The sequence below is a fragment of the Streptomyces sp. NBC_00341 genome (assembly GCF_041435055.1).
Lineage (GTDB): Bacteria > Actinomycetota > Actinomycetes > Streptomycetales > Streptomycetaceae > Streptomyces.
Window position 1 is genome coordinate 5,190,166 of record NZ_CP108002.1, and the last position, 11,996, is coordinate 5,202,161.

General features: G+C 71.5%; 10 protein-coding genes. 7 read left to right on the forward strand and 3 right to left on the reverse strand.

Annotation, left to right across the window (positions count from 1 at the left end; genetic code table 11):
- Positions 1-341: 341 nt before the first annotated feature.
- A complete protein-coding gene (locus OG892_RS23400; protein ID WP_371630200.1) occupies positions 342-1,877 on the reverse strand; it encodes a class I adenylate-forming enzyme family protein in 1,536 nt (511 codons plus the stop codon).
- Positions 1,878-2,021: 144 nt separating this feature from the next.
- Between OG892_RS23400 and OG892_RS23405 the strand changes: the two genes are divergently transcribed.
- The 4 genes from OG892_RS23405 to OG892_RS23420 all read left to right on the forward strand — a co-directional run bounded on the left by OG892_RS23405 (position 2,022) and on the right by OG892_RS23420 (position 6,404).
- Positions 2,022-3,215, forward strand: coding sequence for an amidohydrolase family protein (locus OG892_RS23405; protein WP_073732817.1), 1,194 nt, complete (start codon positions 2,022-2,024; stop codon positions 3,213-3,215).
- An 11-nt stretch (positions 3,216-3,226) separates the two neighbouring features.
- On the forward strand, positions 3,227-4,384 hold the full coding sequence (locus tag OG892_RS23410; protein ID WP_328865879.1) for an acyl-CoA dehydrogenase family protein: 1,158 nt from the start codon (positions 3,227-3,229) through the stop codon (positions 4,382-4,384).
- A gap of 7 nt (positions 4,385-4,391) precedes the next feature.
- Complete coding sequence (locus OG892_RS23415; RefSeq protein ID WP_371630201.1) at positions 4,392-5,339, forward strand: acyl-CoA dehydrogenase family protein; 948 nt, start codon at positions 4,392-4,394, stop codon at positions 5,337-5,339.
- Positions 5,340-5,834: 495 nt separating this feature from the next.
- A complete protein-coding gene (locus OG892_RS23420) occupies positions 5,835-6,404 on the forward strand; it encodes an ATP-binding protein (protein ID WP_371630202.1) in 570 nt (189 codons plus the stop codon).
- Positions 6,405-6,476: 72 nt separating this feature from the next.
- Here the strand turns inward: OG892_RS23420 and OG892_RS23425 are convergent, their stop codons facing one another.
- Positions 6,477-7,403 (reverse strand): cyclase family protein, encoded by a 927-nt coding sequence (locus OG892_RS23425; RefSeq protein ID WP_371630203.1) that lies wholly within the window; start codon positions 7,401-7,403, stop codon positions 6,477-6,479.
- Between the two features lie 83 nt (positions 7,404-7,486).
- Here OG892_RS23425 and OG892_RS23430 point away from each other — a divergent pair, with 83 nt between their 5' ends.
- From OG892_RS23430 to OG892_RS23440, 3 genes are all read left to right on the forward strand, one after another.
- The gene (locus OG892_RS23430) at positions 7,487-8,404 is read left to right on the forward strand and encodes an SDR family oxidoreductase (protein WP_073732813.1); all 918 of its coding nucleotides are present in this window, start codon (positions 7,487-7,489) and stop codon (positions 8,402-8,404) included.
- A gap of 264 nt (positions 8,405-8,668) precedes the next feature.
- Positions 8,669-9,880 (forward strand): acyl-CoA dehydrogenase family protein, encoded by a 1,212-nt coding sequence (locus OG892_RS23435; protein ID WP_371630204.1) that lies wholly within the window; start codon positions 8,669-8,671, stop codon positions 9,878-9,880.
- Positions 9,877-10,926 (forward strand): Zn-dependent alcohol dehydrogenase, encoded by a 1,050-nt coding sequence (locus tag OG892_RS23440; RefSeq protein ID WP_073732811.1) that lies wholly within the window; start codon positions 9,877-9,879, stop codon positions 10,924-10,926. Before OG892_RS23435 ends, OG892_RS23440 begins: the two co-directional genes overlap by 4 nt.
- Positions 10,927-10,973: 47 nt before the next feature.
- Here the strand turns inward: OG892_RS23440 and OG892_RS23445 are convergent, their stop codons facing one another.
- Positions 10,974-11,966 (reverse strand): GlxA family transcriptional regulator, encoded by a 993-nt coding sequence (locus tag OG892_RS23445; RefSeq protein WP_073732810.1) that lies wholly within the window; start codon positions 11,964-11,966, stop codon positions 10,974-10,976.
- Positions 11,967-11,996 lie beyond the last annotated feature (30 nt).

An 11,996-nucleotide genomic window follows, 5' to 3' on the forward strand; every position in this document is an offset into this window, starting at 1 on the left:
GTGCGGGGGGTCCGTGAGGGACCCGGGTCTGTGTTCGTCGTTCTGCGGGGACTCCCCTGCACGCCCCCGAACCCTGCCGTCGCGCGTCTGCGGCAGTCGTATCGCCGGTGTTGTAGGCGCGAGTGATGCTGGGGTGGGGACGTGCAGGGGAGTCCCCGCAGGAAATGGCGTACGACCCGGGTCCCTTGCGTACCTGGGTGAACACGCCATTTTTGAGGAGACGCCCCGGAGGGGCACCGCCCCCCACCCACCGGGGCAGGCGTACCCCGCGGGGTACCCGCACAAAATCAAGCCCGTCCGGCGATTGAGGACGGAACCCCGCGCCCCGGACCGGGGGGGAGTTACGCGAACCGTTCCCGGAGCTGGTACTTCAGGACCTTGCGGAGCGTCTCGTTGCGGGGGAGGGCGTCCAGGACCTCCAGTTGTTCCGGGAGCTTGTGGACCGACAGGCCCTCGCCGCGGAGGTAGGCCGTCACCTCGGAGAGGGTGAGGGGCGCGGTGCCCGGCGGCTGTTCGAGCACCGCGCAGACGCGTTCGCCGCGCGATTCGTCCGGCAGGCCGATCACCGCCGCGTCGCCCACGCCGGGGTGGCGGGCGAGGAGGTCCTCTATCTCCTTGGCCGAGATGTTCTCGCCCTTGCGGATGATGATGTCCTTCAGCCGGCCGGTCAGGACGAGGTGGCCGCTCGGGCGGAGGTGGCCGACGTCGCCCGTGATCAGGAAGCCGTCCGCGTCGAACGGGTCCGTGGCGGCCAGGTAGCCCTGGCAGACGGCCTCGCCCCGTAGCCGTACCTCGCCGTCCGTGTCGTACGGCAGCGGTTTCCCGTCCTCGTCGGTGATCCGGATCTCCATGCCCTCGGGCGGGCGGCCCTCCGTTCCGGCCAGGTGTTCCACCGTGTCGTCGGGGGCGCCCATGGTGATCATGGGGACCTCGGTCATGCCGTAGCCGTGGGTGAGCTGGATGCCCATCTCGCGGACCACCGCGTGGTAGATCTCCGGGGGTTTCGGGGCGCCGCCGCCCGCGAGGAGTCGGAGGGTGGGGATGAGGGGGGCGGACGGGGCCTTGCGCTGTTCGGTCAGGAACATGGAGTAGAAGGCCGTGGAGCCGCCCGCGACCGTCACCCCGTGCCGCCGGTAGCCCGCCAGCGCGTCCGGCATGGCGAAGTGCTCGAACAGCACGGCGGGGAAGCCGTAGAGGAGGAGCATCACGGAGTAGTCCGGGCCCGCGACGTGGGCGAACGGGAAGGCCATCGAGCCGACGTCGTCCGCCGACAGGTGCAGCGCGTGGGCCAGGCAGGAACCGGCCGCGATCAGGCTGCGGTCGGTGTGCAGGACGCCCTTGGGGTCAGAGGTGGTGCCCGAGGTCCAGTAGATCCAGCGCACCGACGTGCCCTCGGCGGGGGGCGGCGGAAGGACCGCGGGGTCGCCGTCCGGGAGCGTCTCGTACGCCTCGAAGATCCGGGGCGGGTGCGCGAGGTCCGCCGAGAGGCGGGCGGCCATCGCCGCGTGGTCGAAGCCGCGCCAGGTGCCGGGCACCGCGAAGAACTCGGCCTTCGACTCGCGCAGCGCGTAGCCCGTCTCGCGGTCCCGGTAGAAGGGGATGAGCGGGGTCTGCACCGCCCCGATCCGGGCCAGCGCGAAGGACAGCAGCGCCGTCTCCAGCCGGGTCGGCAGCTGCCAGGCGACGACGGTTCCGGGACGTACTCCCATGTCGTACAGGCCCGCCGCCACCCGCTCCGCGCGGGTGCGCAGCTCGCCGAAGGTGAGCGTGCGGTCGTCCTGGATCAGGAAGGGGCCCTCCGGCGTCAGGGCGGCCCGGCGTTGGATGAGCTCCCAGAAGGTGCCCGATGTTCCCAGGGCATGTGCGGTCTCGGTCACGGCGAACCCCTCACAGCTGACGGGTAGTCAGATCGTGCGGAGAGCGTAGAGCGCTGCGCCTTGTCGGTCCAGGGGTGCGGGGCTAGCCTGAGGGCGACGTCAATCTGACGGGTCATCAGAAATGCGTGCGCCGAAGGGGACACCATGACGGAACTGCCTCGGATCGTCAGCGTCGACGACCATGTGATCGAGCCGCCGCACCTGTTCTCGACCTGGCTGCCGGCCAAGTACCGCGAGCGCGGTCCGCAGCCGCTGACAGCGGGCATCGGTGAGCTGGAGTACACCGGCGGCAAGTACGTCATCACGATGGACCCGGACGGTCCGCCCACCGACTGGTGGATCTACGAGGACCTCAAGTTCCCGTACAAGCGGAACATCGCCGCCGTGGGGTTCGACCGCGACGACATGACGCTGGAGGGGATCACCCGGGCCGAGATGCGGCGTGGGTGCTGGGACCCGGTCGAGCGGCTGAAGGACATGGACCTCAACCACGTCGAGGCGAGCCTCTGCTTCCCCACCTTCCCGCGGTTCTGCGGGCAGACCTTCGCGGAGGCGCACGACAAGGAGGTCGCGCTGGCGTGTGTGCGCGCCTACAACGACTGGATGGTCGAGGAGTGGTGCGGGGACAGCGGCGGCCGGCTGATCCCGCTGTGCATCATCCCGCTCTGGGACATCGATCTCGCCGTCGCGGAGATCAGGCGGAACGCGGCGCGCGGGGTGCGGGCGGTCACCTTCTCGGAGATCCCGACCTATCTGGGGCTGCCGTCGATCCACACAGGGTACTGGGACCCGTTCTTCGCCGTCTGCCAGGAGACCGGCACGGTCGTGAACATGCACATCGGGTCCAGTTCGCAGATGCCCGCCGCCTCGCCCGACGCACCGCCCGCCGTCCAGGCCTCGCTGTCCTTCAACAACGCGATGGCCTCGATGATGGACTTCCTGTTCAGCGGGGTGCTGGTGAAGTTCCCGCAGCTCAAGCTCGCCTACAGCGAGGGGCAGATGGGCTGGATCCCGTACGCCCTGGAGCGCGCCGACGACGTCTGGGAGGAGCACCGGGCCTGGGGCGGGGTGCGCGATCTGATCCCCGAGCCGCCGTCCACGTACTACTACCGGCAGATGTTCTGCTGCTTCTTCCGCGACAAGCACGGTGTCGCCTCGCTCGATGTGGTGGGACGGGACAACGCGACGTTCGAGACGGACTATCCGCACGTCGACTCGACCTTCCCGCACACCAAGGAGGTCGCGCTCGACCACGTCAAGGGACTGGACGACGAGACCATCTACAAACTGATGCGCGGGAACGCGATCCGGATGCTCGGCCTCGACCTCGACAAGTAGGCGCGTGCGTCATGGACCTCTCGTACACGGAGGAAGAGGAAGCCTTCCGGGCCCGGTTGAGGGAGTGGCTGGGCTCGGTGCTCCCCGGGCTGCCCGCGAAACCGGACCCCGGCGACTGGCCGGGGCGCAGGGCGTACGACGCCGGCTGGCAGCGGCTGCTGTACGACGCCGGGTACGCGGGTCTGCACTGGCCCGCCGACGCGGGCGGCCGGGGCGCCACACCGACTCAGCACCTGATCTTCCTGGAGGAGACGGAGCGGGCCGGGGCACCCTACGTCGGGGCCAACTTCGTCGGGCTGCTGCACGCCGGGCCCACCATCGCCGCCGAGGGCACCGCGGAGCAGCGGGCCCGCTGGCTGCCCCCGGTGCTGCGCGGCGACGAGATCTGGTGCCAGGGGTTCAGCGAGCCGGAGGCGGGCTCCGACCTGGCCTCGCTGCGGACCCGTGCGGTCCGTGACGGCGACGACTACGTGGTGAGCGGCAGCAAGATCTGGACCTCGCACGCGGAGGTCGCCGACTGGTGCGAGCTGTTGGTGCGGACGGATACGCAGGCGCCGAAGCACCGGGGCATCAGCTGGCTCGCCATGCGGATGGACGCCCCCGGCGTCACCGTCCGGCCGCTGCGCACGCTGGCCGGCTCCACGGAGTTCGCGGAGATGTTCCTCGACGAGGTCCGGGTGCCCGTCTCGCACCGCGTCGGGGCGGAGAACGACGGCTGGCGGGTCACCATGGTCACCCTCTCCTTCGAGCGGGGCACGGCGTTCGTGGGGGAGGTCGTCGCCTGCCGCCGGACGCTGGACGCGCTGGCCGCGGAGGCGCGCAGGAGCGGGCGGTGGGACGACGCGGTGCTGCGGCGGCGGCTGGGCAGGCTGAACGCCGAGTTCCGGGCGCTGTGGCGGCTCACCCAGTGGAACGTCAGCGAGGCGCAGGCCAGTGGCGGAGTCCCCGGGGTGGGCGGCTCGGTCTTCAAGCTGCGGTACTCGCACGCCCGCCAGGAGCTGTACGAGGCGGCGGCCGAGGTGCTCGGCGCGGGCGACGCCCTCGATCTGGACCGGGAGTGGGTGCTGGACCGGCTCTCCTCGCTCTCGTACACGATCGCGGCCGGTACCTCGCAGATCCAGCACAACATCGTCGCCGAGCGGATTCTCGGCCTGCCGAAGGGGCGGTGAGCGGACAGTGGACTTCCAGCTCTCGGACGACCAGCGGGCCCTGCGGACGGGGATGCGGGAACTGCTCGCCGGGCGGTTCGACAGGGACCGGATGCGGGCCGCGCTGGACGGTGGCGGGGGAGTCGGTGGTGCGTTGTGGCTGGAGCTGGGCGCGGCCGGGCTCTTCGCGCTGCGGCTGCCGGAGACGGCGGGCGGCGTCGGGCTCGGGCTGCCTGAATCCGTACTGGTGTTCGATGAAGTGGGGCGGTGTCTGCTGCCCGGACCGCTGATCGCCACCCAGCTGGCCGCGGCAGCGGTGAAGGGCGCGGCGGAGGGCGAGGCGGTGGTGGCCCTGGCGGAGGCCGGGCGGCCGGTGGGGCACCTGGCGGCGGCCGACGCGCTGCTGGTCCTCGACGGGGACTCGGCCCGGGTGCTGAGCGGCGGGGCGCTGCGGCGGCTCGTGGGCGCGGCCGAGCCCGTACGGTCGCTCGACCCGGGCACCCCCCTGTGGCGGGTGCCCGGACTGGCCGGGTACGAGAGCGAGCCGCTGCCCGACGGGGCGCGGCTGCGCCGCGAGGGCGCCCTGCTGACCGCCGCCGAGCAGCTCGGCAGCGCCGCCCGCAGCCTGGAGGCGGCGGTTCAACACGCCGGTGAACGTGAACAGTTCGGGGCGCCCATCGGGTCCTTCCAGGCGGTCAAGCATCTGTGTGCCGGAATGCTGGTGCGCGCGGAGACGGCCCGTAGCGCCGTCTACGCGGCCGCCGTGACGGAGGACCCGGTGGAGATCGCCGGGGCCAAGCTGCTGGCCGACGAGGCGGCCGTCGGCAACGCCCGCGACTGCCTCCAGGTGCACGGCGGTATGGGCTTCACCTGGGAGGCGGATGTCCACCTGCATCTCAAGCGGGCCTGGCTGCGGGCCGGGCAGTGGCTGACGGCGGCGGACGCGGAGGAGGCGCTGGCCGCCGATCTGGGCTGATCCGGGGCGGCCGGACGCCCGCTGCGTGCGGGTGACGCGACGGACCCCTGAGGTTCACGCTGAGCAGTGACGCAGCGCAGTCGGTATGTGCCGATACCGGCTTGTGTCCTTTGCGTGATTCGTCACGGGGTGGAGTCGGCGCCGGGCTCGGGTACGCTCCGTTGGATGCGAGTGGTTCTGGAACCTGGCGATCCGGATGTGGCCTGTGCGGCTGCTCCGGTCCGCGAGAGGTGCCCTGCTCGTGATCCACGCAGAGGGGCCGGGCCTGCCGGGGAAACGTTTCCCGGGGTTTTCGTGGCCGCCGGGCGCCTCTGTTCGACTCTCCGCAACGTGCGTCGCACAGTATGCACCACGCGTACTCCTTCGCGCTGGAATATGCCCGAAGCGCTTGTTGCGGTGACTGTACGTCAACCATGCTGTCTCGTAAGGGAATCACGTTCCGTGACCCTGAGGAGGCGCGAGGCGATGTGTCCGCCGGTTCGGATGGTGTGAGCGGTGCAGGTGCTTCAGGTTCAGCTGGAGGTCGGGGCCGACCCCGCGGAGGTCGGGCGGGCCCGCAGATGGGCGCGTTCGAGGCTGGTCGTGTCCGGGATAGGAGACGACGAACCACTGGCAGAGACGCTCATCCTGCTGATCTCGGAACTGGTGACCAACGCGGTCGTGCACACCGGCTGTCCGGCCGTGCTGCGCATGCTGTTCGGCTCGACGGGGGCGCCGGGTAACGCCGGGACCGTACGGGTCGAGGTGGCCGACACCAGCTGCCGTCCGCCGCAGCAGCGGCACGCGGAGGGCGAGGACACCGGCGGCCGGGGCCTGGAGCTGGTCGACGGACTGGCCGACCGCTGGGGCTGGCAGCCGGAGGGCGCCGGCAAGCGCATCTGGTGCGAGGTGGACCGGGGTGTTCCGGTGATCCAGGTACAGATGCAGCCCTGCGCCCACGGAGCGGGTGCGCACGGTGCCGGGGCGTGCGGATCGGGCGGCTGCGACGCCGTCGGGCGCGATGCCGTCGGGCGCGAGCCGGGTGGAGCGTACGAGCCGTCGCACGCGGTCACCCATCGCGCATAGGTTCGCCGTCGACCGGTCCTGCCGGCGCGGGGTTTCGCCCCGCGCCCGGCCCGGCGCCGTGGTGGCCGCTGCTCAGAGGATGGCGACCGGGGCCACCGGAGTGCCGGTGGCGCCGACGAAGGGTTCCGGCATCGCGGAGAGCAGGAAGCCGTAGCGCTTCGACTCCGCACAGGCTGTGGACAACTGCTCCAGATTCCAGTTCTGGCCCTGGAGCATGCCCATCTCGACCAGATCGAGCGCGTGCACGCCCAGCCACAGATCGTCGATCTCCGGCGGGAAGATCTCGAAGGTCAGCGTGTCATTGGCGACCGCGGCCACATCCCGGGCCCGGAACCACTCGGGCGTCCGGATCGAGAGCCCCGGTGACGGATAGCCGTACGCGTGTTTGTCCCCGGCCAGATAGACCTGCACCTGCCCGGTCCGTACGAGCACGATGTCCCCGGACCGTACCCGCACCCCGGCCAGTTCCTCCGCCGCGTCCAGGTCCTCCGGGGTGACGGCGTGGTCGCCGGGCAGCCTGTCCACCCCGTGGGCGCGGGCCACATCGAGCAGCACCCCGCGCGAGACGATGTGCGGGGCCTTCTCGATGCCGCTGAACCTGGCTCCCTCGTGCGGGGTGATGCTGTCGGCCGGGCGGCCGTTGTAGATCTTCCCGGAGTGCGAGACGTGCGTGAGGGCGTCCCAGTGGGTGGCGGTCTGGAGGCTCAGGACCGCGGTGTCGTCGCTGGTGGCGACGGTGCCGGGGCCGAACAGCTCCTGGTTGATCTGGACCATGGTGTGCAGCGGGTTGATCCGTCCCTGGATCAGCCCGCTCTGCACGCCGTCCTGCTTGAGCGGCAGCGCGAGCGGCACCCGTCGCCCGGTGCGCACGGTGGCCACCGCCTCCCGGACGACCTCGTCGGTGATCAGGTTGAGCGTCCCGATCTCGTCGTCCGCGCCCCAGCGGCCCCAGTTGTTCACGCGCTTGGCGATGTCGTGGAACTCGTCCGGCAGTGACATGGAGCCTCCTGGGGCTTGTGCCGGTGGACCTGATGACCCATAGAATCTAACGGTCCGTCAGAAACCGCGGGAAGGGGCCGGGCATGGGGAACTTCTTGGCAGGCAAGGTGGTGGCCGTCACGGGTGCCGGACGAGGCATCGGGCGGGCCGTCGCGATCGCCGCGGCGGCCGAGGGGGCGAGAGTCGTCGTCAACGACTACGGCGTCTCCATCGAGGGCGGCGAACCCGCCAGCGAGATAGCCGAGTCCGTCGTCAAGGAGATCGTGGCGGCGGGCGGCGAGGCGGTCGCGGTGGCCGACGACATCTCCACCATGGCCGGCGGCCAGCGGGTCGTGGACACCGCGCTGGAGCGGTTCGGGCGCATCGACGGGGTGGTGTGCGTGGCCGGCATCCTGCGCGAACGGATGCTGTTCAACATGTCGGAGGAGGAGTGGGACCCCGTGGTCGCCACCCACCTCAAGGGCACCTTCACCGTCTTCAGGGCCGCGTCCGCGGTAATGCGCAAGCAGGAGGGCGCGGGCACCCTGATCGGCTTCACCAGCGGCAACCACCAGGGCAGCGTGGCCCAGGCGAACTACAGCGCGGCGAAGGGCGGGATCATCTCGCTGGTCCGCAGCGCGGCGCTGGGCCTGCACAAGTACGGCGTCACGGCCAACGCGGTCGCCCCCGTGGCGCGGACCCGGATGTCCGCCAACGTGCCCATGGAGCTCAAGGAGATCGGTGAGCCGGAGGACGTGGCCGCGCTCGTCGTCTACCTCCTCAGCGACCGGGCCCGCGCGGAGAGCATCACCGGGCAGGTGTACACGATCGCGGGCCCGAAGATCGCGGTCTGGGCCCAGCCGAGGGAGCTGCGCGCGGGGTACGCGGAGGGCGCGGCCTGGACCCCGGAACGCATCGCGGACTTCCTCCCCGGGACGGTGGGCACGGACCCGATGCCGATGCTGGCGCAGCTGGAGGCGATGGCGGAGGCGGCGCGGAGTGCGAAGCGGCCGAATTCGTAGACCGGTGCGCTTCCCGGCCTTTCGGTGTTCGGGGGCCGCGCCCATTTCAAGCCCCTTCGCCGGTTGGGGGGTGAGTCCGATGGGACGGCGCCCATCTCAAGCCTCCCCGGCGGTTGGGGGCAAGTCCGGCGGGGGCGGCGCCCCACTTCAAGCCCCTCCGGCGATTGAGGAGCGGGGGTGCGGGGGCGGAGCCCCCGGGTGCCGGGCGCGCTTGATTTCGGGCTCGTCCGCACCATCCGGCCCCCCGTATCGAAAGGAGGCACCGTGGACTTCACCTTCGGCCCCGACGACGCAACGTTCCGCGAGGAGGCCCGCAGTTGGCTGGAGGCCCACCTCGTCGACCCGTACGCGGCGGGCATCGGCACCGGTGGCCCGGGGAGCGAGCACGAGGGCATCGCCGTCCGCCGCGACTGGGAGCGCGAACTCGGCCGGGGCGGCTGGATCGGCCTCGGCTGGGAGGGCGACGGGGGCGAGAAGGGCGACGGGGCGTACGGCAACCGCACCGCCACCCTCACCCAGCAGGTCGTCTGGGCCGAGGAGTACGCCCGCCTCCGGGCACCCGCCCGCGTCGGTCACATCGGGGAGAACCTGCTCGCCCCGACCCTCATCGCCCACGGCAGCCCGGAGCAGCGCCGCCGCTTCCTGCCGCCCATCGCGCGCGGCGAGACCCTGTGGTGCCAGGGGTACAGCGAGCCGGGCGCGGGTTCGGACCTGGCGGGGGTGCGGACGGCCGCCGTACGCGATCCGGAGCGCGGCGGATACCGCGTGACCGGGCAGAAGGTCTGGACGTCGCTCGCCCGGGAAGCCGACTGGTGCTTCGTACTGGCCCGTACCGAGCCCGGTTCGCGGCGGCACCACGGGCTGTCGTTCCTGCTGGTGCCGATGGACCAGCCGGGCCGGATCGAGGTGCGGCCGATCCGGCAGATGTCGGGGACCAGCGAGTTCAACGAGGTCTTCCTCGACGGGGCGCACGCGGAGGAGGTGGTCGGCGGCGAGGGCAACGGCTGGGCCGTCGCCATGGGCCTGCTGGCCCTGGAGCGCGGCGTCTCCACGCTCGTCCAGCAGATCGGGTTCGCCGCGGAGCTGGACCGGGTGGTCCGGGCGGCCGTCGACAGCGGCGCCACCGATGACCCGGTCCTGCGCGAACGGCTCGTCCGGCAGTGGGCCGAGCTGCGGACGATGCGCTGGAACGCCCTGCGCACCCTCGGCACCACCGCGGACCCCGGCGCCCCCAGCGTCGCGAAACTCCTCTGGGGCGGCTGGCACAAGCGCCTGGGCGAACTCGCCGTGCAGATCAGGGGCGCGGCCGGAGCCGTCGGCCCGCACGACTGGTCGCCCGGCGCACCGTACGAGATCGACGAGGCACAGCGCCTGTTCCTGTTCACCCGGTCCGACACCATCTACGGCGGCTCGGACGAGATCCAGCGGAACATCATCGCCGAGCGCGTGCTCGGCCTACCGAGGGAGCCGAGATGAGAGGCGTCGTCTTCGACGGCAAGCGGACCGAGGTCGTCGACGATCTGGAGATACGTGATCCGGGTCCCGGCGAGGTGCTGGTCGCGGTGGCCGCGGCAGGACTCTGCCACAGCGACCTGTCGGTGATCGACGGGACGATCCCGTTCCCGCTGCCGGTGGTGCTCGGACACGAGGGCGCGGGCGTGGTCGAGGCGGTCGGGGCCGGGGTGAGCCATGTGGCGCCCGGTGACCACGTGTCCCTGTCCACGCTCGCCAGCTGCGGCGCCTGCGCCCAGTGCGACCGGGGCCGTCCCACGATGTGCCGCAAGGCGATCGGGATGCCGGGCAAGCCGTTCTCGCGGGGCGGGCAGCCGCTGTACCAGTTCGCGTCCAACTCGGCGTTCGCCGAACGGACCCTGGTCAAGGCCGTGCAGGCGGTGAAGATCCCGGCGGACCTGCCCCTCACCTCGGCGGCCCTGATCGGCTGCGGGGTGCTGACGGGAGTCGGAGCCGTACTGAACCGGGCCAAGGTCGACCGGGGCGAGAGCGTCGTCGTGATCGGCACCGGCGGCATCGGGCTCAACGTGATCCAGGGCGCCAGGATCGCCGGAGCGCTGACCATCGTCGCCATCGACTCCAACCCGGCGAAGGAGGCGGTGGCCAGGCAGTTCGGCGCCACCCACTTCCTGACGTCGGCCGAGGGCGTCAAGGAGATCCTGCCGCACGGCGCCGACCACGCCTTCGAGTGCGTGGGCCGCACCGAGCTGATCCGTACCGCGATCGACCTGCTCGACCGGCACGGCCAGGCGATCCTGCTCGGCGTACCGGCGGCGACGGCCGAGGCGTCGTTCCTCGTCTCGTCGATGTACCTGGACAAGTCGATCCTGGGCTGCCGCTACGGCTCCTCGCGCCCGCAGCGCGATATCGCCCTGTACGCGGAGCTGTACCGGGAGGGCCGGCTGCTGCTGGACGAACTCGTCACCGAGACCTACCCGGTGGAGGACTTCGCCAAGGCGGCAGACGACGCGCACCACGGGCGGGTGGCACGGGGGGTGCTGGTGTTCTGAGGATGTTCCGAGGTGTTCTGAGGGTGTTCTGAGGACCGGGAGGCCGCTCAGCAGCGGTCTCCCGCCGTCGCCCGGAACGTCCGGCGATACCCCGTCGGGGACACCCCCAGCGCCGCCTGGAGGTGCTGCCGCAGCGAGGTGGGCGTGCCGAAACCGGCGTCCCGGGCGACCTGGTCGATCGACAGGTCGGTGGACTCCAGCAGCTGACGGGCCCGCTCCACCCGCTGCTGGGTCAGCCACTGCACCGGGCTGATCCCGACCTCCTCACGGAACCGCCGGGTGAACGTCCGTACGCTCATCGACTCCTGCTGCGCCAAGTCGCGCAGCAGGATCGGCCGTTCCAGCCGCCCCAGCGCCCAGGCCCGTGCGGTGGTCGTGCCGGCGAGCTGGGCGTCGGGGACCGGGCGCTGGATGTACTGCGCCTGGCCGCCGTCGCGGTGCGGCGGTACGACGGTGCGCCGGGCGACGTCGTTGGCGACGGCGGTGCCGTGGTCGCGGCGCACGATGTGCAGGCAGAGGTCGATCCCGGCGGCGACCCCGGCGGACGTCAGGACGTCGCCGTCGTCGATGAACAGGACGTCGGGGTCGACCCGGACCGCCGGGAACAGCGCCTGGAAGTGGTCGGCGGAGGACCAGTGGGTGGTGGCGGGACGCCCGTCGAGGTATCCGGCGGCGGCGAGGACGTAGCCGCCGGTGCAGATCGAGACCATCCGGGTGCCGGGCCTGATGTACGCGAAGGCGGCCGCGAGTTCGTCGGTGAGCCGGCCCTCGGAGTAGACGGGGCCGAGTTCGTAGCTGGCGGGGATCACCACCGTGTCGGCGGTGGCGAGGGCCTTCGGGCCGTGCTCGACCGTGATCGTGAAGTCCGCGTCGGTGGCCACCGGGCCGGGCGGGCGGACCGAGCAGGTGATGACGTCGTAGAGTTTCGCGCCCCGGTCGAGCGGCTCGATTCCCTGCGAACGGCTGAATATCCTTTGCGCGATGCCCAGTTCGAACGGAAGCACGCCATCGAGGGCGAGAACGACGACTCGGTGTGGCACGGAGGTCTCCCTTCACCACTAGCTGGTATA

Coding starts and splice junctions, on each gene's coding strand:
- OG892_RS23425 (WP_371630203.1), bottom strand. CDS start 7,403: ATGTCACTGCCGGACGAGTTCCACGACATCGCCAAGCGCGTGAACAAC.
- OG892_RS23405 (WP_073732817.1), top strand. CDS start 2,022: ATGACGGAACTGCCTCGGATCGTCAGCGTCGACGACCATGTGATCGAG.
- OG892_RS23410 (WP_328865879.1), top strand. CDS start 3,227: ATGGACCTCTCGTACACGGAGGAAGAGGAAGCCTTCCGGGCCCGGTTG.
- OG892_RS23440 (WP_073732811.1), top strand. CDS start 9,877: ATGAGAGGCGTCGTCTTCGACGGCAAGCGGACCGAGGTCGTCGACGAT.
- OG892_RS23430 (WP_073732813.1), top strand. CDS start 7,487: ATGGGGAACTTCTTGGCAGGCAAGGTGGTGGCCGTCACGGGTGCCGGA.